Genomic DNA, 20,122 nt, shown 5'->3' on the forward strand with positions numbered 1-20,122 from the left:
CATTGCCAAGGGCAGGTCTCATCATGCAGAAGAAGACACTGGTTCCCCTGTTGTGCGCCGCATTCGCCGGTCTTGCCGATGCGGCGGTCGTGACCAAGACAGTTGCGTACGAAATCGATGGCGAAGCCTTCGAAGGCGTGCTGGTTTACGACGATTCGGTCACCACGCCGCGCCCTGGGCTGCTCGCCGTTCCCAACTGGATGGGGGTGAATGAAGACACCGTGGCCAAGGCCGCCCGCGCGGCAGGCGACAAATACGTGGTGTTCGTCGCCGACATGTACGGTAAATCCATTCGTCCCAGCAATGCCGAAGAAGCAGGGGCCGCGGCCACTGCCGTACGTGCAGATCGCCCGCTGATGCGTAAGCGTGCGCAGGCTGCAGTCGAGGTACTCAAGGCGCAGAACGGCGAGGTGGCACTGGATCTGAGCAAGCTGGGTGCCATCGGCTTCTGCTTCGGTGGCGGCACGGTGCTGGAACTCGCGCGCTCTGGGGCGCCGCTGAAAGGCTTCGTATCCTTCCACGGCAATCTGGATACGCCCAATCCGGCCGATGCCCAGAACATCAAGGCGCCGGTATTGGTACTGCATGGGGCTGATGATCCCGCCGTACCGCAGGCGCAGGTCGACGGCTTCATCGCCGAGATGAAGGCGGCCAAGACTGATTGGCAATTGGTGAGCTATGGCGGTGCCGTGCACTCGTTCACCAACCCCAAGGCCAACGTGCCGGGTCGCAACGAATACCATCCGGTGGTCGCCGCGCGAGCATTCAAGGCGATGAACGATCTGTTCGATGAGGTATTCGCCGAGCAGTGACGCCAGGTTTGCGATGCGTTGAACGAAAGGCTGCGCCCGATGGGCGCAGCCTTTTTTCATCTTACTTCGCGGGCAGCACGGCGATGTCGATGATGCCGTCCGGCAGATCGGCGACGTCGCCCAGGGTGGTGGGCTTGCCGCTGGTCAGATCCAGCTGGTGCAGGGTCTTGCCGGTCAATACGTAGGCGGTGTTGCCACCCTTGCCGTCGCTGGCGATATCCAGTGCAGCTGCCTTGAGGCCATCGGCGACCTTGCCGACCAGTTGCTGCACGCCATCGTTTGGTGGGTTCTGCAGCATCAGGCTGCTGCTGGCCAGGTCGATGTTGTACAGCGCCGTGCTCTGCGTACCGGCATAGGAATTGGTGTAGGCACCGGCGACCACCTTGGGCTGCTTGCCGGCGTAGGGGCCGTCGGTGGCGTAGGCGACTTTGCCGTCTACGGCCACTTCACCGGTATCGACGTTTACCCGCAGGCTGGTGCCGTCCGGGCCGAGCAGGCGCAGGCGGTCGGCCACCGGGTTGAAATCGACCACCGCCTGGCCGCTGCCGGACAGCGCAGTTTGCAGCTTGCTACCTGCAGTTGCTTTACCGCTTGTGGCGTCCAGGGTGTAGAGCTGATCGGTACCGCTGAGGGCGTAGAGCTGACCGCTGGCCGGACGCACATCCAGGCCGCGCAGGTCGCTGGCGCCACTGACCGCCATGCTGGCGGTGACCTTGAGGCTGGCGACATCGACCTTGAACAGCTTGCCATCGGCGCTTAGTGCGAGCAGTTCGGTGGCGCTGGCGGCACCTGCGCTCAGGGTCAGCAGGCTGGCGGTGCAAAGGGTAGTGATGCGTTTCATGGTTGTTCCTCATAAAGGTTTCAGCATCGAGACGAAGCCGGCTGGCCGGCTTCGCAGGTGCCTCGACGAAACACCTGTGAGCTATACCCGCGAGGAACGGAGTTGGATGTCGGCGGAGGAAAATATTTTTTCCGCAGGGTAATCGGGGGTGGAAAGATTGCCGGCCATGTGGCCGGCAACCCACTCAGTTGGCGTTGGCCAGCACGGCGCGACCGATATACAGCACCGGGCCGCTGGGGCGGTTGTAGGGCGAGCCGCCTTCAGGTTCGAGGGTCAGCTCGAAGAGTTGCCCCGCCTGCACCGCACCGATCTGTTCGGCAGGCAGGCGCAGCGGCTGGCCAGCCTCGACCAGGCCCAGCGAGCGTGGGCCGTCGGCCGGATCGATCAGCGTCCAGAATTGCAAGTCGCGACCTTCGGGGACCTGATCGGCGACCAGCGGATCGAGCGAGAGCGTGCCATCGCTGCTGACCTGGATCACCCAACCGGGTTTGGCCGCTTCGCCTGGCTGCTGCAGCACCACGGTATAGCGTTCGCCGGCGATGTCCGGGGTGCGCAGCAGCGGCATCAGCACGGCGACCAGCAGCGCCATGGCCAGCGCGGCGGCAGTCAGGCGCCAGGTCAGCAGGCTGTTCCACCAGTTGGCCAGCGGGCTCGGATGTGGCTCAACGTGCAGGCCCAGACTCTGCCGAATACGTGTCCAGAGTGCCGGGGAGGGCGCATGTGCCGGTAGCTGGTCGCTCAGTTCGAGAAAGTGTCGTTCCCATTCCAGGGCCATACGAGCGGCACTCTCATCCTCTTCGAGCAACTGGCGCACCTCGGCCGCTTCATGCTCATCGAGCAAGCCGAGCAGGTATTCGCCAATCAGGGCACGGCGTTCTTCGGGTTCGTGCGGAATCATGCTTGCAGACACTCCTGCAGCGCGCGCAGGCCGGCGCGGATACGGCCTTTGATGGTGCCCAGCGGTGTGCTCAGGCGGCTGGCGATCTGCTCGTGGGTCAGGCCGCGGTAGAAGGCCAGCAGGATCGGATGGCGGCGCGGCCTTTCCAGGCGCTGCAAACAGCGACGCAGCAGGCGCTGCTCGGATTGCTCCAGCGCTTGTGCTTCGGCCTGCGGGCTGTCGTCTAGCACACGTTCGATGAAGTCATCGTCCACTTCGGCATGCCGGTTGCCACTGCGCAACGCATTCAGCACGCGGTAGCGCAGGATGCTGTGCACCCAGGCGCGACCGCTGCCCAGTTCGCGCCTATAGCGCGCGGCGTGCTGCCAGATACGCACGAAAGCGTCGTGCAGACAGTCCTCGGCAATATCACGGCGGCCCAGCATGCTGATGGCCAGGCCGAGCAATTGCCCGGCCTCTTGCCGGTAGAGCGTCTGGAAGGCACGTTCGTCGCCGCGTGCGCAGGCTTCCAGGGTGCTTTCGTAATCGAGCTCGCGATCTGCCATGGGTCATCCGTTGGCCTGAGAAATCCGCATGCAGCTTATACCCGGCTACTGCGCTTCTGGATCACGCACAGGTAACAAAAAACTGCGAAGGCGTTGCAATGCATTCAATGGGTGAGGCTTCAGGGCTGAGCCTGGGCGTAGGCCTCGTCGAGTGAAACCCAGCGCTGCACCGGGCCCTTGCGCGAGGCGTAGCGAATCTGTAGCCAGCGTCCCTGCTGATCCAGGACTTCGCAGACGTCCCCTTCGATCAGGTAGGCCTTGGTCCGGCTGGTTTCTTCAGGGCGTGCGTGGAGATAAAGACGTGGGGCGGGCACAGTCCAGGTAATTGGCTGGTCACCGTCGTCGACCGCGCGGCTGGCGATGACCCGGCCTTGAGGGTCGAGTGTTTTCTCGAACACAGGAAAAAACACAGGTGCATCCGGATCGTAGTCGTGACGTACTTGCAGCGTCTTGTACAGCCAGGGGACACCGGATTCAGCGAAGTGATAGGCGTCGTAGTACCAGCGTGGTCCGCTGCGGCAGTGGCTGTAGAGCGCTCGTTCCTCACTGTCGGGCTGCAGCTCCGACAGCCATGTGCAATTGACGCGTTCCATCAGTGCTGGCGGTATCTGCAACTGCTCGAAACGGCGCAGGGCCGGACGGTAGAGGTAAACGTGGTAGGCGGAGTTGACCATCCCGGCCGGCACGCGAATCGCCAGATCCGGGTGGCCGTCGAAATCGTAGTCCTCGACGGCGAAGCTCGGCGGTTCTGCGTCGTTGCCTTCGGTGATGCTTAGTTCCAGATGGCTGCCGTCGGGTTGCTGCAGAAAATAGCCTTCGCCTTGCTGCTGTACCTGGGCATGCCGCCCGGGCTCAGGTTCGAAACGGGGTAGATCAGCCAGGGCCAATGTGGGCAACAACAGCAGGCCGGCGAGGGGGCGATACGAGGGCAAGAGGGCAATCCTTTGCGAGCGACAGGCGCCTTTGCGCGCCTGTCATTGATGGCGCGGTTTCAGCGCGGCAGTTCGATACGCGTGGTTTCGCCTGGTACTTGCGGCCAGTCGCCCGCGGCCCAGCGCTGGCGCGCCTGGTCGATCAGCTCCGGGGTAGTGGCGACGAAGTTCCAGTTGATTCGCCGCGGGCCAATGGGTTCGCCGCCGATCAGGGCCAGGTGGCATTCGCTGCAGGCACTGAGGACGGGTGTTTCACCAGCCGGGATCACGGCCATGGTGTGTCTGGGCAGCGCTTCGCCATCGAGTTCCGCTTCGCCGTCGATCAGGTACAGCGCGCGTTCGCTGTGCTCGGCGGGTATCAGCAGATTGGCTCCGGCGGTCAGGCGCAGCTCGGCATACAGGGTCGGTGAACGAACCGGTACTGGCGATTCGAGGCAGAAGCCATTGCCGGCGATCAAGGTGATCTGTACGCCCATGGCATCGCTGCGCGGCAGCGACTCAGCCGGGTGATGGCTGTAGCTCGGCTCGCACTGCTCGTCGGCCTCTGGCAGCGCCAGCCAGACCTGCAGGCCATGCGTTCGTTTGTCCTGACCAAGTTGCGCGGGCGGCGTACGCTCGACATGGGCGACGGCGCGCCCTGCGGTCATCCAGCTGACATCGCCAGGGCCCACCACCTGATCCGAGCCCAGGCTGTCCTTGTGCTGCAACTGACCTTCGAACAGGTAAGTGAGGGTGGACAGACCGATGTGCGGGTGCTGGGCGATATTCATGCCGCTGCCGGCGGGGTAGGCGTGCTCGAGCATATGGTCGAAGAACACGAAGGGACCGATGCTGCGAAAGCGGGCCGAGGGCAGGGGGCGCAGGATCGGTTGCCCGGAGATGTCTTCGGCGCGCGGGCGAATCAGTTGCAGTTCGCTCATGCCTTGGCTCCCGCCAGGCGGGTTTCGACCTGGATGTCTGTAGTGGTCATCAGCTTGTGGATCGGGCACTTGTCGGCGACACGCAGCAGTTGCTGGCGCTGGGCATCGTCCAGTGGGCCCTTGAGCGACAGCTCGACGATCAGGTGGTAGTTGCCTTGGCGTTCTTCGCTGTCGTCACGTTCGACGCTGACGTCGATGCCTTCCAGCGGTAGGCCGCGCTGGCGTGCATAGAGCAGCAGGGTCATGGCTTTGCAGGTGCCGAGCGAGGCGTCGAACAGGTCGTGCGGATCGGGGCCGGCGCCCTCACCACCGAGCTCGGTCGAAACATCGCCTAGGAGCTGGTGCGAGCCGATTTCGATCTGCTGCTGCAGGCCCTTGTTGTTGTGAATGCGGATCATGGCGCTTCTCTTGAGGTGTGACAAATCGACAGTGGCCAGCCTAGCCCAGCCTGCACCGATCACACCAGCGCCGAGAGCCTCACGTCCGCTCCCAGCACACGCAGCAGTTGCCCGCGCTCATCGACAATGGGGACTGAAACGGTAAAGCAGAAGTCGTCTGTGGCCGAGGAGCGGTAGACCTGGGTGATATGACTCTCCATGCGCTCGGCCACGGCGCGGAACCAGGGGCGCTGGCTCCAGTCGCGGCCGCGACAGCTGGCATCCTCGCCGTGTGCCACATCGGCGGCGAAGACGTTCTCGGAAATCTGCACGCCGCGGCTGTCTACCAAGTAGAACAGCTCGAAACGGCTGTCGCGCGTCAGCGTATCGGCAAGCAGTCGTTCGGCCGCTGTCACATCGCTGGCCAGCTCGGGGCGTTTGGCCAGTTGTTCGACGCTGGCGCGCACGGCTGCGTGAATTTCCAGGCGGAAGTCGCCGAGCCCGGCGAGCAGGCGATCACCGTCTTCGCGCACGGCCTTGCTGTGATGCAGCACCTGACCAGCCTTGCCAAGCAGCTCGCCAGCGACCTGGGCGATGTTTTGCACATCGCCGTTGATCGAGCGCACCGCCTGGCCGATCTGCTCGGTGCCGGCGGCGATCTGGCCGACCTGAGCGTCCAGGCGGTCCATGGCCTGGCGCGTGCTGTCCAGTCCGCCGCTGACGGCGAGAATACCGGCGCGGCCGTCGGCCACCGCCTGGTTCATGTGCTGGCCGGCACTGCCGAGCTGCTGCATGCCTTCGCGGAAACGCTCGATGATGCCACTGACCTGGCCGGTGGCATCGGTGGTATGGCCAGCCAAACGCCGTACTTCCTCGGCGACCACGGCGAAGCCCCGACCATGTTCGCCGGCGCGGGCGGCCTCGATGGCGGCGTTCAGGGCGAGCAGATTGGTCTGCTGGGAGATGCTGGCGATCACGCCGATGACCTTGCTCACTTCATCGAGCTGTCCGGCCAGTTGCTGGATCACCTGAGCCAGTTGCGCCTCGCTGGCATCGATCACTTCAACCTGCCGTAGTACAGCCTGGCCGCTTTGCTGGCATTGGTTGAGGGTGGCGGAAACCTCGGCGGACAAGCGCGCGACTTCGCCGGCACCGGGCACCAGTTCGGCGTCCAGTGTGGTGGTGACCTGCTCGCTGGCGCTGGCGATCAGCTCCGATGACTGTGCCAGCGTCTGCCCGCTTTGTTGGTTGGCAGCGGCGATGCGCGCCAGTTGTGGCGCATGCGCGGCGATGCCGACGGCGGCGCCGAGGCTGGCGCGGATACGTTGCTGGAGGCCGGCGCTGAAATCATTCAGGCGCACCATCCACTGGTAGTCCTCCGGGAGGCGAGTCGTAAGGTCGTGCTGTTGGAACAAAGCGTCCAATGCGGCCTCGTCCTGGGCCTTGCGGGTTGGCTTGCGCAGCAACTGCAACATGGTGATTCCCCTGTCTGGTCTGCCTGAGTCACTGCAAGCGAGGTGCCATCATTGGCTGACGTACCCATGGCCGTTTCAGGCCGTTAGCCAGCTATTCATGTTCCGGCTTGGTGCGGCCTTTGGTTGCCTGCTTCTTTTGAGGGCGCTGATGCGAATGGCGTGGGGTGATCTCCGAACTTGCCGGGCCGCTCGGCGGTCTATGCTGCTCGTACCGTCAGGAGGACTCGCCTTGCTCACATCTCGAACGATGCCATGGATACTCGCGCTCAGTGCCGCTATCGTCTGCAGCGCCCAGGCCCGCGAATACCGCTACAGCGACGCCCACCTGCACTACGTCGACTTCTTCCAGGAAAGCGCCGGCATGGACGAACTGCTGGAGAAGATGGCGGAAAACAACGTCGATCATGTGATGTTCTCCGGTATTCCGGTGGCCAAGAAGTGGGATGAGGACGAGCCCAAGCGCCCGCGTTATTACGCTGGTGATGACGCCAATGCCTATTGGTACAGCGCTACCGACGTGTTCATCGCGGCCGCCTACAAGCGTCTGCCCGCCGAGCAGCGCAAGCGCTTCCATCCGTTTCTTTCCGGCTTCAATCCCAACGACAAGAATGCCGATGCGCACATCCGCCGCATGCTGGAGCTGGACCCCGGCCTGTGGCAGGGCATCGGCGAGGTCTTTACCCGCCACGACGACCTCACCGCGCTGATCCATGGCAGTGCGCCGCGCGCCAACAACGAGGCGCTGGCGCGGGTGTTCCACCTGGCTGCCGAATATGACTTGCCGGTAATGCTGCATTCGAACATCACCTCCAAGCGTGAACGTGAGCCGCTGTTCCTGGAAGAGATCGAGGCGCCGCTGCGCAACCATCCGCATGTGCGTTTCATCTGGGCGCATGCCGGCACCAGTGCCGAGATTCATCGTCATCAGGAGAAACTCGACTTCCTCCTGGACACGGTCGAACGCATGATCGGCCAATACCCCAACCTGTATATCGATCTGTCCTGGACCATGCTGCGTCCCTACCTGTTGGACGAAAACGGCAAACCGGACGCGAAGTGGGTGCACCTGGTCAGCAGTTACCCGGAGCGCTTCATGCTGGGCTCGGATGTAGTCGGCCGCTTCGGCAGTCTGGGCGACTACATGAAGGGCTTCGATCCCTTCCTCGATGCCTTGCCCGAGGACGTGGCGCACAAGGTGGCGCGCGATAACTTCCTGTCCATTCTGCCGCGCAAGGTGCAGGCCGAGCTGGATCGCTAGCCTATCTGTCATCAGGCTGTCATTCGTGCGTCATAGGCTCGCGCTCATCTCAACGAGGAGCGCACCATGCATTACACCCGAATGGCCATGATGGCCGGTCTATGCGCCTGGGCCGGGCTGAGCCAGGCTGATGTCCGCGTCGAAGGGCCGGTGGAATACGGCATCTTCAGCAGCCAGTATCAGGACTTCCAGCCCGGCGAGCGGGTGCTGACCCGCAGCAATCAGGATATTGAGCGCACCGAGCAGGTTCCCGCCAAGCTTGGTACCAAGTTCGGCATGCGCTACAGCCTCGCCGGCAAGCGCGAGGGTGACATCCCACTGACGTTGCTATACCTCACGCCGGGCGTTGTCACGCCGGATGGTCAGCGTCATGACAAGTTCGAAGTGCAGCAGAAACTGGTGGTCGGTGCACCGCAGGACGTGATGGCCTTCGAGTTCACCGAACACCACGAAGTGGTGCCCGGCGAATGGCATTTCATCGTCTATCAGGGCGATCGCAAGCTGGCCGAACAGCGCTTCATGGTGCGTTGATCAGAGCAGGATGATCGCCCAGGTCAGGGCGATCATCAGCAGCGCGACCATTTGTGCTGCGCTGCCCATGTCCTTGGCCTGTTTGGACAGCGGGTGCAGGTTCAGCGAGATACGGTCGACCACCGCCTCGATGGCGGAATTGAGCAGTTCCACCACCAGCGCCAATAGTGGCACCAGCACCAGCAGGGCCCGCTCCGCGCGACTGACATCGACCAGGCAGGCCAGCGGCAGCAGCACCAGGTTCAACCACACCAGCTGACGGAACGCGGCTTCACCCTGGTAGGCAGCGCGCAGCCCAGCGAGCGAATAACCGGTGGCGTCGAAGATGCGCGTCAGGCCGCGGCGGCCCTTGAAGGACAGGGCGTCAAGATCGGAGCCGTCGTTCATGGCTGCAGCCCACCCCACGGATCGTTCAAGGCTCGCTGGTAAGCCTGACGCAGGTAGAGCATGTCAGCTTCGGGCATGCTGCCGCCATGGCGTTGCAACTGGCCGAGATCACGCCGCGAAGCACTGGTAATACGCCAATGGCGGCGGCTTTTCTCCAGATCCAGCAGGGCAATGTCCACCTCCCCATCGCTGCGCACTTTGACGAACAGATGTTTGGCGTAGCAGCAGCCATGCTGCCAACCACCCAAGTGCAGGCGCGCAAGGGTGACCGCCAGGCGTTGTAGCATGGCCTGGTTGAGCTTGGGGGCATGGGCCTCTTCGTACCACTGTTCCAGACTGATGAAACCTGGCAAGGCTTCTGTGACCAGCAGCGCCTGCCACTGGCCACTTTGTTTGCGCGCCGAGCAGTAGACGATATTCGGTGTACGGATGCCGAGGCGGGCGAGGGCTCGGTAGGCCTGCAGCTCGCGCAGGATGGTCGGCCGTCCCAACGGATGACGTAGTGAGCGGTAGAGATGCCCGCTCTGGCGCTTGCAATACAGTCGCGGTCGGTTTGTGTCCCAGTGTTGTAGCAGGCACACGCCACTTTCGCCGCCGCGGCGTTGATTGGCGGGTTCGACCCATTCGCCGGGGCTGTGCCACCAGCGGTCGAATTCGGTCGAGGGTAGGGCGGCTAGTGCCTGTTCGCTGAGAATGCCCATCTCAGGCCTCCTTGCGCAGGACGTAGGTGCGCCACATGGCATAGCCGGGCAGGAAGTCAAGGTGGCCGAGAATGCTGAAAGCGGCCTGGTGGAATTCACGTTCTACCGTGCTCCGAGCGACGACGAAGCGGTTCTGGTTTTCCGCCGCGCGACCTTGAGCCATCCTGCTGGTCTCCAGACGGCGGCGTTTCCAGGCTTTGTAGTTGCCGTCGACCCACAGCGATACGATCACCGTATCGCGGCTGACGCGATGAAACTCGCGCAGGATCGCCAGGCGGTGTTCGGCCGATTCGATGTGATGCAGCAGGCGGATGCAGAAGATGCAGTCCACCGCGTTGGCGCCTAGGTCGATAGCGAAAGCGGAGGTGCGGAAGCTGTTGACCCGTGCTACCACCTCGGGTGCCTGGGCGGCACGTGCGGTGGCGATCATGTCGGCCGAGTTGTCGGCGGCGAAGATTACCCGGTTCGGTTGTTCGCAGAGCATTGGCCAGAAACGTCCGGCACCGCAGGGCAGGTCGAGCACCAGATTCGGTTCATCGGCCATCTGCAGCGCGCGGCGCGCCACCTGCACGTCGCGCCAGTGCGACAGACGCCGGGAAAGGCCATCCTGATGCTTGTGCAGGTATTGCTGGGCGTGCTCGAAATCGTACTTGCGGGAAAAATCCAGTTCGATGGGGCTAGGCTTGGGCATGACGAACGTCCCTTGGTGGATACGTTCGTCACCCTAAACAGCAGGGCATCAAGGCCGCGTCAAAGGGGCGTGAAAATTTCGTCAAGCGCCGTTATTCAGTGTCACCCGGAAACGTGTATGACCCGGTTCGCTCTGCAGGCTGACCTGCCAGCCCTGTTTGGCGCAGATGCGTTTGACCAGTGACAGCCCCAGGCCAAGCCCCTCGCCGCGGGCCTGCGCGCCGCGCACGAAGGGCTGGAAGATGCGCTCGTGCTGCTCGGCGGGAATGCCGGCACCGCTATCCTCGATACGGAAGGCGCCCTGTTCGAGGGTAAGACGCACACCGCCGCGCTCGGTGTAGTGCAGGGCATTGCGCAGCAGGTTGGCCATCACCGTGCCGAGAAAGGTGGCGTTGTAACGGCCTTCGTCCTGACCTTCCACGATCAATTGGAAGTCCAGACCCTTCTCCTTCATCAAGGCGCCCCAGCGGCTTGCTTGCTCATGGGCGATGCTGGCGAGCGTTCGGTCGCCGCCAAAGGCCGCCTCGTTGCTCTTGTCCCGCGCCAGTTGCAGGAAGGTCTGCACCAGCTCGCGCATTTCCTCGCTGGCGCGGGCGATGCGCGCCACCTGGTCCTTCTCGCGCGGCCCCAGGGGCGCCTCGGCAAGCAGTTCGCAGGAGGTGGCGATGACCATCAGCGGTGTACGCAGTTCGTGGCTGACATCGCTGGTGAACAACCGCTCGCGCTCCAGGGACTGACGCACCTGGCCCAGGGTGCTGTCGAAGGCAGCGGCCAACTGGCCGATTTCATCATCGGGGTAGTCCGGTGCCAAGGGCGGCGCCAGCGGGTGCAACTGGTCGCGATGGCGCACCTGCTGGGCCAGACGGCTGATTGGCGCCATGACCTTGCGCGCCATCATCAAACCCAGGCCCCAGGCCGCGACCACCGTCAGCAGGAAGCCTGCCAGCACCACATTGAACAGCGCATTCTCGCGGGCTTCGAATTCCTGCTGTTCCTGCACCAGCATGTAGGTCTCGGCGTTGATCTTCTGCACGTAGACGTAGAACGCCTCGTTGCCGCTGACCACTTCGTTGAATCCCTCCTGCAAGCCGGTGTACTGCTCAGGAATCAGGTACTGGTCGTGGTAGGAGGAGAAGAACTGCGTACTGCTGTCCAGGCGTGGTGGGCGGCCCTGACGAATGTCCTCGTTGAGCGTTTCGCCCAGCTCGCGGCTCATTTCCTGGGAAACCAGGTGCTCTTCGATGAAGTGCACCACGCCGACGATGCTCAGCGAGAACAGACCGCTGACCATGGCCGTCATCAATACGAAGGCGATCAGAATCCGCCGTTCGAACGGCTGCTTAGACGGCATCGGCGCTCTCCGCCAGGCGATAACCGACGCCATGGATAGTGTGCAGCAAGGGCGTGGGGAAGGGCTTGTCGAGCACCTGGCGCAGTTGGTGGATGTGGCTGCGCAGGCTGTCGCTGTCCGGGCAGTCGTCGCCCCACAGTGATTCTTCCAGCGCCTCGCGGCGCACTACCGCCGGGCTGCGCTGCATGAGGATGGCCAGCAGTTTGAGGCCCAGCGGGTTGAGCTTGAGCGGCTGACCAGCGCGGCTGACATGCAGGGTGTCGAGGTCGTAGCTGAGGTCGGCGACCTGCAGCTGGCGTTTGCGACTGCCACGGCTGCGGCGCAGGATCGCCTCGATGCGCGCCACCAGTTCGGACAGCGCGAAGGGCTTGATCAGGTAGTCATCGGCGCCGGCATTGAGCCCCTGCAGACGATCATCCAGGGCATCGCGCGCGGTCAGCATGAGGATCGGCACCTCGCTGCGCCCATCCTCGCGCAGGCGCTTGCACACCTGATAACCGTCGATGCCGGGCAGCATGATGTCCAGCACGATCAGATCATAATGACCGCTGCTGGCCAGGTGCAGACCGCTCAGGCCGTCCTGCGCGCAGTCGACGGAAAAACCCTTGAGCTGTAGGTAGTCGAGAACGTTGGCGAGGATGTCTCGGTTGTCTTCGATGACCAGAATGCGCATCGCGAGTAATTCCTGGGTTTGACGATTTTTTCACACGGCTTTGACGAGAGGCTCACGGCTCGCCTCGCAGACTGCGGCACGTTCATCCTACAAGGATCATACGATGCCTCGGCTTCAATACGCGCAACTTCGTTATCTGTCGATCATTCTGCTGGCCTGGTTGGCCGTTTTCTTCCTCACCCGTAGCGCGTTGCTGCTCAGCCACCTGAGCGATGCCGACGTGACCTTGCCGGCGCTGTTCGGGTTGTATGGGGTGGGGCTGGTTTACGACCTCAGCTTTCTGGTCTACGCCGCCGTACCGCTGACGTTGTACCTGCTGCTGTGCCCTGCCTGGTTATGGCAGCGGCGCTGGCATCAGCGTTTGCTGGTCGCACTGGTGGCCATCAGCCTGTTCGCGATGTTCTTCACCGCGGTGGCCGAATGGCTGTTCTGGGACGAGTTCGGCGTGCGCTTCAACTTTATCGCTGTGGACTACCTCGTCTATTCCAAGGAGGTGGTGGACAACATCCTAGAGTCCTACCCGATCTACCCCTTGCTGGCGCTGCTCGCGGCACTGGCCATCGGCCTGACCCTGGCGCTACGGCGGCCACTGCGCGCAGCCTTGCAGGCCCCGCGTCTGCCCCGGCTGCAGGCGGCCTACGCACTACTGATGCTGGCGCTGCTGGCAGGCTTGTGCAGCGGCCTGGTGGGGCAGGACGCGCCGCGCGGGCTGGGCGGCAACACCTACCAGCGCGAGCTCGCAAGCAACGGCCCGTACCAGTTCTTCGCCGCGTTTCGTAACAACGAGCTGGATTACCAGCAGTTCTACGCCACCCTGCCTGATGCCGCGGTGGCCGAGCAACTGCGCGCCGAGGTGGCCGAGCCCAACGCCCGCTTCATCGGTAGCGACCCGCAGGACATTCGTCGGGTGATCGATAACCCTGGGCAGCCGCGCAAGCTCAATGTGGTGCTGGTCACCATCGAAAGCCTCAGCGCCAAGTACCTGGGCAGTTTTGGTGATAAGCGCGGTCTGACCCCGAATCTCGACGAGCTGCGCAAGCACAGCCTGACCTTCACTAATTTCTACGCCACGGGTACGCGCACCGACCGCGGGCTGGAGGCGCTGACCCTGTCGGTACCGCCGACCCCGGGGCGCTCCATCGTCAAACGTATCGGCCGAGAATCCGGCTATGCCAGCCTCGGCCAGCAGCTTGGCGCGCAGGGTTACGACAGCGTCTTCGTCTATGGCGGTCGCGGCTACTTCGACAACATGAACGCCTTCTTCGGCGGTAACGGCTACCGCATCGTCGATCAGAGCAGCGTCGACGAGGCCGAGATGAGCTTCCAGAACGCCTGGGGCATGGCCGACGAGGACCTTTACCATCAGGCGCTGAAGGTGGCCGATAGCGACCATACGGCCGGCAAACCCTTCTTCCTGCAACTGATGACCACCTCCAACCACCGGCCCTACACCTATCCGGACGGGCGCATCGATATTGCTTCCGGTGACGGGCGTGAAGGGGCGGTGAAATACACCGACTACGCCATTGGTCAGTTCCTCGCCGAAGCGCGTAGCAAGCCCTGGTTCGACAACACGCTGTTCGTCTTCGTCGCTGACCACACGGCAGGCAGTGCCGGGCAGGAAGACCTGCCGGTGGCCAGCTACCATATCCCGCTGTTCGTCTACTCGCCGAAACACATCGAGCCTGCCGAGTACGTCGACGTGGCCAGCCAGATCGACGTGGCGCCGACGCTGCTGGGGCTGCTCAACCTGGACTACGTTTCCACCTTCTTCGGTCGCAACCTGCTGCGCGCCGACCATGCACCCGGTCGAGCGCTGCTCGGCAATTACCAGCATCTGGGCCTGTTCGACGGGCAGAACCTGGCGATTCTCAGCCCACGCCAGGGCATGCGCCGCCACGACGATGCCTTGGGCCTGAGCCATGAATGGCGGGTGGATGGCAGCGATCCGTTACTGCGTCGCGACATCGCGTACTACCAGGGCGCCAGTCACGCCTTCGGCAAGCGACTGATCGCCTGGCAGCCCGATGATCAACCGAGCCAGCAGCTCAGCCAGCGCTAGGGAACGACCATGCCGTCTCGTTATTTCGATTTTCGTCTGGCGCTGGGTATTCCACTGCTGCTGATGACGTTGCTACTGCTGATCGACCCCAGCCCTGTGGATTTCGCCCTCGCTCATCTGTTCTACGAGCCCGGGCAGGGGTTCATCGGGCGCAGCAGCTTCTGGCTCGAAGACATCCTGCATGACCGCGCCAAGCAGGCGGTGATCGTGCTGGGTGTGCTGGCTATTGCCGGCTTTGTGCTCAGTCTGCTGCCGACGCGCTTGCGCGCCTGGCGCCGTCAGCTCGGTTATCTGGTGCTGGCATTGGGGCTGTCCACCTCGGTGGTTACGCCGCTGAAGACGCTGACCGGCATGCATTGCCCATGGAGTCTGAGCGAGTTCGGTGGCCAGGAGCAGTTCACACCGCTGCTCGCTGAACGCGCGCCTACGGCCAATCCCGGGCGTTGCTGGCCAGGCGGACATGCCTCGGCCGGGTTCTCACTGCTGGCGCTGTTTTTCGCGCTGCGCGATCGCCGCCCACGTGCTGCGCGCATCGCGCTGGTCGTCGCGTTGGGGCTCGGCTCACTGTTTTCCCTGGGGCGCATGTTGCAGGGCGCGCACTTTCTTTCGCACAACCTGTGGACGCTGCTGATCGACTGGGTGATCTGCGCGCTGACTTATCGCTGGCTACTTTACCGCGCTCCGTTGGCGCAACGTCCGTTTCAAGAAACCGCCTGGGGAGAAACCTGCCGATGAACAAACTCGTACAGAGCCTGCGCCTGACGCTGGCCGCACTGGTATTCGCGGGTGCAGTGCTGGCGCTGCCACTGAGCATGGCCTGGGGCGCGACGACTTCGCCGGCACTCGTGCAGGGTGTACGCCCGGCCAACTGGGCACAACCCTTGGATACCCGTATCAACCTCTATCGCATGGCGCCCGATCTGTACCGCAGCGCACTGCCGACGGCAAAAGATTGGCCGCAACTGCAGGCACTCGGTGTTACGACGGTGATCAATTTCTACCAGCGCGGCGACGATCGATGGCTGGTCGACCCGCGCGTCCAGCAGGTTCATCTGCCGCTGCGCACGGACCGTATCGACGACACCGACGTCATCGAAGTGCTGCGCAGCATCCGCCAGGCACAGGGGCGTGGCGCGGTGCTGATTCACTGCAAGCATGGACAGAATCGCACCGGGTTGATCGCCGCGCTGTATCGCGTCATCTATCAAAACTGGAGCAAGGAACAGGCCCTGGCAGAAATGGCCGGCGGCGGCTTCGGTGGCCAGGAGCGTATGGGCGACGCCGAACGTTATTTGCGTGACGCCGATATTCCAGCGTTGCGTTCGGCCCTGGCCTCTGGCGCCTGCAGCACCAGCCCCTGGGCAATGTGTGCGCTCAAGGATCGCCTGATGGGTGTAATCGAAGGAGCATGACGCCATGCGCCTCACACGCTTGCTGATCTGTGTGCTTGCACTACTGAACCTGTTCGGTTGCCAAAGCCTGCGCGAACAGATGCTGGCGGCCAATTACCCGCCGGCCTTCGTCGACGGTTTCGAGGCCGGCTGCAGCAGTGGGCGTTCGGCAGTCGGACCGCTGGGTCAGTTCGACAAGGACGTACCACGTTATATGGCCGAGCCACTCTACACGCAGGGTTGGGATGACGGGTTTCGCCAGTGTGAGGACGTGCAGCGCGCCGATGACTGGCAGGCGCGATGGGAGGAGCGGCGGCGCGATGATGAATGGCGCCAGCATGTCGACCAGGCGATGGCCAAGGCGCTGCGGCGCTAGATTTTTCGCTTGTACTTATAAAGTGCGCGGAAATAGAGCCGATAAGCAACACGGGATCGGCGCAATCTCACCCGATTTCTAGCCAGGTATGGCCAGGTATGACCCGAATTCTGCGCGCAATAGGAGTTTCACGACATGTCGCTGCGTAATCTTTCAATCGCTCCACGGGCTGCCTTGGGGTTCGGCCTGGTGGCTTTGCTGGTGTTGCTGCTCGGTTCATTTTCACTGTTCCAGATGACCGAGATGCGCAAGCAGGCCGAGGCCGTCGATCAGGACTGGCTGCCAAGCGTGATGGCGCTGGGCGAGGTCAGCCAGGACATACTGCGCCTGCGTGCCGTGACGCTACGGCTGATGCTCAACCGCGAGTCGGAGGAACTACAGCGCAATCTTCGCCTGGCAGATGATCTGCGTAATGCGCTCAGTACGGCCAATTCAACCTACGAAAAGCTGATTTCCAGCAGCGATGAGCGAGGCCTTTATGAAGGCTTTCGCCGCGCTGAAGCGGCCTACTTGCAGGAGCAGGGTAAGATCGTCGCCTCCGTTCGCCAGGGCAATTTCGACGATGCCATTGTCGTGTCTCGTGGCACGCTCAATCAGCATGCCGATGAAATGACCCGTGCGTTACGCGATCTTTCCGAGCTGAACCGCCAGGGCGCTACCGAGGCGGCTCGCGAAGCCGGGCAGGTGTTCGATTCGGCGCGTACCTGGGTGGTGGTGATGATGGCGCTGGCGGCGTTGGCCACCGTGGTTTTGGCGCTGTTGCTGACCCGCAGCATCGTCGCGCCGCTGACGGAAGCGGTGCGTCTGGCCGAGGTAGTGGCGTCGGGTGATCTGACACTGAACATCCACGTCGAAGGTCGTGACGAGCCTGCACAGTTGCTCAAGGCGCTGAAAAGCATGCAGCAGAGCCTGCGTAGCACTATTCAAAGCATTTCCGACTCGTCCAACCAACTGGCTTCGGCCTCCGAGGAGCTGCATGCAGTGACCGAGGATTCCACTCGCGGCCTGCACCAGCAGAACACCGAGATCGAGCAGGCCGCTACTGCGGTGAACGAGATGACAGCAGCGGTCGAGGAGGTGGCGCGCAACGCCGTCAGCACGTCCGAGGCCTCGCGCGAATCGAACGTCACGGCGCAGCAGGGACGTGAGCAGGTGCGCCAGACCGTCGACTCCATTGGTCAACTGGCAGCTGATGTCACCACCACTTCGGACGAGGTCGAGCAATTGGCCGAGCGAGTGCACGAGATCAGCAAGGTGCTCGATGTGATTCGCTCTATCGCCGAGCAGACCAACCTACTGGCGCTCAACGCTGCTATCGAGGCCGCGCGGGCTGGCGACGCCGGTCGCGGTTTCGCCGTGGTTGCCGACGAGGTGAGGGCGCTGGCGCACCGTACGCAGCAATCGACCCAGGAAATCGAACAGATGATCGGCGGCATCCAGAGCGGTACGGATCGCGCCGTCAGCGCCATGCAGAGCAGCAACGGCCGCGCCCGTTCCACGTTGGAGGTGGCCCAGGCTGCCGGTGTTGCGCTGGAGCAGATCACCCAGGCGATTTCTTCGATCAACGAGCGCAACCTGGTGATCGCCAGTGCGTCGGAGGAGCAGGCGCAGGTGGCCCGCGAGGTGGATCGCAACCTGGTCAACATTCGCGACCTGTCGATGCAGACCTCGGCGGGGGCCAATCAGACCAGTGCGGCGAGTCAGGAGCTGTCGCGCCTGGCGGTCGATTTGAACAATCTGGTGGCGCGCTTCAAGGTTTGAGGCGAGACAGAAACGAAAACGGCGCCCTAGGGCGCCGTTTGCTTTACCGCAGCAGCAGTTACTTGCCGGCCCAGCGCTTGAGCACCAAGGTGGCGTTGGTGCCGCCGAAGCCAAAGCTGTTGCTCATCACGGTATCGAGCTTGGCGTTCTCGACGGTGCTGAGCTGGATCGGCATATCAGCCACTTCCGGGTCGAGCTCGTCGATGTTGGCCGACGCGGCGATGAAGTTACCTTCCATCATCAGCATGCAGTAGATCGCTTCCTGCACGCCGGCAGCGCCTAGGCTGTGACCGGACAGGCTCTTGGTCGAGCTGATGGCCGGGGCCTTGTCGCCGAACACGGCGCGCACGCCTTTGATTTCCGCAACGTCGCCAACCGGCGTCGAGGTGCCGTGGGTGTTCAGGTAATCGATCGGGGTGTCGACAGTGGCCAGCGCCTGCTGCATGCAGCGGATCGCACCTTCACCGCTCGGAGCGACCATGTCGTAGCCATCGGAGGTCGCGCCGTAGCCGACGATTTCCGCGTAGATCTTGGCGCCACGGGCCAGAGCGTGCTCCAGCTCCTCGACCACGACCATGCCGCCACCGCCGGCGATGACGAAACCGTCACGCTTGGCGTCGTAGGCGCGCGAGGCCTTTTCCGGGGTCTCGTTGTACTGGGTGGAGAGGGCACCCATGGCGTCGAACAGGCAGCTTTGGCTCCAATGTTCTTCTTCACCGCCGCCGGCGAAGACCACGTCCTGCTTGCCCAGCTGGATCTGCTCCATGGCCTGGCCGATGCAGTGTGCGCTGGTGGCGCAGGCCGAGGAGATGGAGAAGTTGACGCCCTTGATCTTGAACGGAGTGGCCAGGCACGCGGATACGGTGCTGCCCATGGTGCGAGTTACACGGTATGGGCCGATGCGCTTGACGCCTTTCTCGCGCAGGGTATCGATGGCTTCCATCTGGTTGACGGTGGAAGCACCACCGGAACCGGCGATCAGACCGGTACGCGGGTTGGAAATCTGCTCTTCGCTGAGGCCGGAGTCCTTGATCGCCTGTTCCATGGACAGGTAGGCGTAAGCCGCAGCGTCGCCCATGAAGCGGAACAGTTTGCGGTCGATCAGCTCTTCCAGATTCAGGTTGACCGAACCGGAGACATGACTGCGCAGGCCCATTTCGGCGTACGAGGGGTTGAAACGGATGCCTGATTTGCCCGCGCGAAGGCTGCCGGCAACGGCTTCTTTGTCATTGCCCAGGCAGGAAACGATGCCCAGACCGGTGATCACTACACGACGCATGTGCAAGTCCTTCAGAAACTGTCGGTGGAGGTGAACAGGCCGACGCGCAGGCCTTCGGCGCTGTAGATCTCGCGCCCGTCGACGGCCACGGTGCCATCGGCGATGCCGAGGATCAGCGAGCGGCTGATGGTGCGCTTGATGTGAATGTTGTAGGTGACCTTCTTGGCGGTCGGCAGTACCTGACCGAAGAATTTCACTTCGCCGCTACCCAGGGCGCGGCCGCGGCCGGGGTTGCCTTGCCAGCCGAGGTAGAAGCCGACCAGTTGCCACATGGCGTCGAGACCGAGGCAGCCTGGCATTACCGGGTCGCCCTCGAAGTGGCACGCAAAGAACCACAGGTCCGGATTGATATCGAGCTCAGCGACGATTTCGCCCTTGCCGTACTTGCCGCCGGTTTCGCTGATGTGAGCGATACGATCGATCATCAGCATGTTTGGGGCGGGCAGTTGCGCGTTCCCCGGGCCGAACAGTTCGCCGCGGCTGCAGGCGAGCAGGTCTTCCCGGGTGTAGGCGTTTTGTCTTGTCATGCGAGCTCCTCAATTGTCCCCACGCTTCTAAGGCTGGGCGAATCGTCCTGGCCGGCGACGTCTTTCTAAATGTAGGCGTCTGCCGGCAGCCTAGTCATAGACTGTTGCGTTGTGGTGAAAGTCACAGCGCAGTGAGTACAGTTGTACTCTGCTGGTTCTGCATTGTCACATTAGGGTCTGCTCCCGTTTCATTCGCGAGCCGCGTTGCTGCGAGAAATGGCCCCCGGTTAGGCGCAGGACGCCGGTAATGGCCGCCCCTTGCCAAGTCCTGCAACAACAGCGGGGGCCATTTCCCGTGCAACCCGAAGGGCCGGGCCTGTTTTGTCGCGATGCGG

Annotated in this window: 22 protein-coding genes and 2 pseudogenes; 9 read left to right on the forward strand and 15 right to left on the reverse strand. The window is 63.1% G+C overall.

The features are described 5' to 3' along the window. The first annotated feature begins 23 nt into the window (after positions 1-23). The gene (locus CXP40_RS00340) at positions 24-812 is read left to right on the forward strand and encodes a dienelactone hydrolase family protein (RefSeq protein WP_017677161.1); all 789 of its coding nucleotides are present in this window, start codon (positions 24-26) and stop codon (positions 810-812) included. A gap of 61 nt (positions 813-873) precedes the next feature. Here the strand turns inward: CXP40_RS00340 and CXP40_RS00345 are convergent, their stop codons facing one another. The 8 genes and pseudogenes from CXP40_RS00345 to CXP40_RS24135 form a co-directional block, all read right to left on the reverse strand. Then, the gene (locus tag CXP40_RS00345; RefSeq protein ID WP_106732137.1) at positions 874-1,653 is read right to left on the reverse strand and encodes a DUF4394 domain-containing protein; all 780 of its coding nucleotides are present in this window, start codon (positions 1,651-1,653) and stop codon (positions 874-876) included. 184 nt (positions 1,654-1,837) lie between these two features. Next, the gene (locus tag CXP40_RS00350; protein WP_106732138.1) at positions 1,838-2,551 is read right to left on the reverse strand and encodes an anti-sigma factor domain-containing protein; all 714 of its coding nucleotides are present in this window, start codon (positions 2,549-2,551) and stop codon (positions 1,838-1,840) included. Then, on the reverse strand, positions 2,548-3,096 hold the full coding sequence (locus tag CXP40_RS00355) for a sigma-70 family RNA polymerase sigma factor (protein ID WP_106732139.1): 549 nt from the start codon (positions 3,094-3,096) through the stop codon (positions 2,548-2,550). The genes CXP40_RS00350 and CXP40_RS00355 overlap by 4 nt, the downstream gene beginning before the upstream one ends. A 119-nt stretch (positions 3,097-3,215) precedes the next feature. Next, positions 3,216-4,028, reverse strand: coding sequence for an FG-GAP repeat protein (locus CXP40_RS00360; RefSeq protein WP_106732140.1), 813 nt, complete (start codon positions 4,026-4,028; stop codon positions 3,216-3,218). A 59-nt stretch (positions 4,029-4,087) separates the two neighbouring features. Continuing rightward, the gene (locus tag CXP40_RS00365; RefSeq protein WP_106732141.1) at positions 4,088-4,948 is read right to left on the reverse strand and encodes a pirin family protein; all 861 of its coding nucleotides are present in this window, start codon (positions 4,946-4,948) and stop codon (positions 4,088-4,090) included. Next, positions 4,945-5,346 (reverse strand): OsmC family protein, encoded by a 402-nt coding sequence (locus tag CXP40_RS00370; protein ID WP_099523773.1) that lies wholly within the window; start codon positions 5,344-5,346, stop codon positions 4,945-4,947. The genes CXP40_RS00365 and CXP40_RS00370 overlap by 4 nt, the downstream gene beginning before the upstream one ends. A 59-nt stretch (positions 5,347-5,405) precedes the next feature. Further along, positions 5,406-5,951: a hypothetical protein gene (locus tag CXP40_RS24130; RefSeq protein ID WP_371254543.1), complete on the reverse strand. Its 546-nt coding sequence runs from the start codon at positions 5,949-5,951 to the stop codon at positions 5,406-5,408. Between the two features lie 18 nt (positions 5,952-5,969). Next, positions 5,970-6,800: pseudogene (locus CXP40_RS24135) on the reverse strand (methyl-accepting chemotaxis protein); the annotation flags it as partial. 247 nt (positions 6,801-7,047) lie between these two features. Between CXP40_RS24135 and CXP40_RS00380 the strand changes: the two are divergent. After that, positions 7,048-8,058, forward strand: a complete 1,011-nt coding sequence (locus CXP40_RS00380) for an amidohydrolase family protein (protein ID WP_106732143.1) — start codon at positions 7,048-7,050, stop codon at positions 8,056-8,058. A gap of 66 nt (positions 8,059-8,124) precedes the next feature. Beyond that, the gene (locus tag CXP40_RS00385) at positions 8,125-8,589 is read left to right on the forward strand and encodes a DUF3859 domain-containing protein (protein ID WP_106732144.1); all 465 of its coding nucleotides are present in this window, start codon (positions 8,125-8,127) and stop codon (positions 8,587-8,589) included. Here CXP40_RS00385 and CXP40_RS00390 read toward each other — a convergent pair whose 3' ends face one another. From CXP40_RS00390 to CXP40_RS00410, 5 genes are all read right to left on the reverse strand, one after another. Next, positions 8,590-8,976: a diacylglycerol kinase gene (locus CXP40_RS00390; RefSeq protein ID WP_099523781.1), complete on the reverse strand. Its 387-nt coding sequence runs from the start codon at positions 8,974-8,976 to the stop codon at positions 8,590-8,592. It lies immediately after the preceding gene. Further along, positions 8,973-9,677 (reverse strand): lipopolysaccharide kinase InaA family protein, encoded by a 705-nt coding sequence (locus CXP40_RS00395; protein ID WP_106732145.1) that lies wholly within the window; start codon positions 9,675-9,677, stop codon positions 8,973-8,975. Before CXP40_RS00395 ends, CXP40_RS00390 begins: the two co-directional genes overlap by 4 nt. Position 9,678: 1 nt before the next feature. Further along, positions 9,679-10,368: a class I SAM-dependent methyltransferase gene (locus tag CXP40_RS00400; protein WP_106732146.1), complete on the reverse strand. Its 690-nt coding sequence runs from the start codon at positions 10,366-10,368 to the stop codon at positions 9,679-9,681. An 81-nt stretch (positions 10,369-10,449) separates the two neighbouring features. Then, entirely contained in the window at positions 10,450-11,718 is a 1,269-nt protein-coding gene (locus tag CXP40_RS00405) for a HAMP domain-containing sensor histidine kinase (protein WP_106732147.1), read from the reverse strand. Next, positions 11,708-12,391: a response regulator transcription factor gene (locus tag CXP40_RS00410; protein ID WP_099523789.1), complete on the reverse strand. Its 684-nt coding sequence runs from the start codon at positions 12,389-12,391 to the stop codon at positions 11,708-11,710. Before CXP40_RS00410 ends, CXP40_RS00405 begins: the two co-directional genes overlap by 11 nt. Positions 12,392-12,494: 103 nt before the next feature. On the opposite strand from CXP40_RS00410, the gene CXP40_RS00415 reads away from it, so the two are divergent. From CXP40_RS00415 to CXP40_RS24145, 6 genes and pseudogenes are all read left to right on the forward strand, one after another. Further along, a complete protein-coding gene (locus tag CXP40_RS00415) occupies positions 12,495-14,453 on the forward strand; it encodes an LTA synthase family protein (RefSeq protein WP_106732148.1) in 1,959 nt (652 codons plus the stop codon). A 9-nt stretch (positions 14,454-14,462) separates the two neighbouring features. Then, entirely contained in the window at positions 14,463-15,188 is a 726-nt protein-coding gene (locus CXP40_RS00420) for a phosphatase PAP2 family protein (protein WP_106732149.1), read from the forward strand. Next, entirely contained in the window at positions 15,185-15,865 is a 681-nt protein-coding gene (locus CXP40_RS00425; RefSeq protein WP_106732150.1) for a dual specificity protein phosphatase family protein, read from the forward strand. The genes CXP40_RS00420 and CXP40_RS00425 overlap by 4 nt, the downstream gene beginning before the upstream one ends. 4 nt (positions 15,866-15,869) lie before the next feature. Further along, positions 15,870-16,220 (forward strand): hypothetical protein, encoded by a 351-nt coding sequence (locus CXP40_RS00430; RefSeq protein WP_106732151.1) that lies wholly within the window; start codon positions 15,870-15,872, stop codon positions 16,218-16,220. A 135-nt stretch (positions 16,221-16,355) separates the two neighbouring features. Next, positions 16,356-17,123 (forward strand): annotated as a pseudogene (locus CXP40_RS24140) (MCP four helix bundle domain-containing protein); the annotation flags it as partial. Beyond that, positions 17,118-17,981 (forward strand): methyl-accepting chemotaxis protein, encoded by an 864-nt coding sequence (locus CXP40_RS24145; RefSeq protein WP_371916919.1) that lies wholly within the window; start codon positions 17,118-17,120, stop codon positions 17,979-17,981. The pseudogene CXP40_RS24140 and the gene CXP40_RS24145, both read left to right, overlap by 6 nt. Positions 17,982-18,039: 58 nt before the next feature. On the opposite strand, the gene fabB is transcribed toward CXP40_RS24145, so the two are convergent. Both fabB and fabA read right to left on the reverse strand, forming a co-directional pair. Beyond that, complete coding sequence (gene fabB / locus CXP40_RS00440; RefSeq protein ID WP_017677145.1) at positions 18,040-19,260, reverse strand: beta-ketoacyl-ACP synthase I; 1,221 nt, start codon at positions 19,258-19,260, stop codon at positions 18,040-18,042. Positions 19,261-19,271: 11 nt separating this feature from the next. Then, positions 19,272-19,787 (reverse strand): 3-hydroxyacyl-[acyl-carrier-protein] dehydratase FabA, encoded by a 516-nt coding sequence (gene fabA / locus CXP40_RS00445; RefSeq protein ID WP_106732153.1) that lies wholly within the window; start codon positions 19,785-19,787, stop codon positions 19,272-19,274. Positions 19,788-20,122: the final 335 nt, after the last annotated feature.

It is taken from the genome of Pseudomonas sp. YY-1 (assembly GCF_002843095.1).
GTDB classification, from domain to species: Bacteria; Pseudomonadota; Gammaproteobacteria; order Pseudomonadales; family Pseudomonadaceae; genus Aquipseudomonas; species Aquipseudomonas sediminis_A.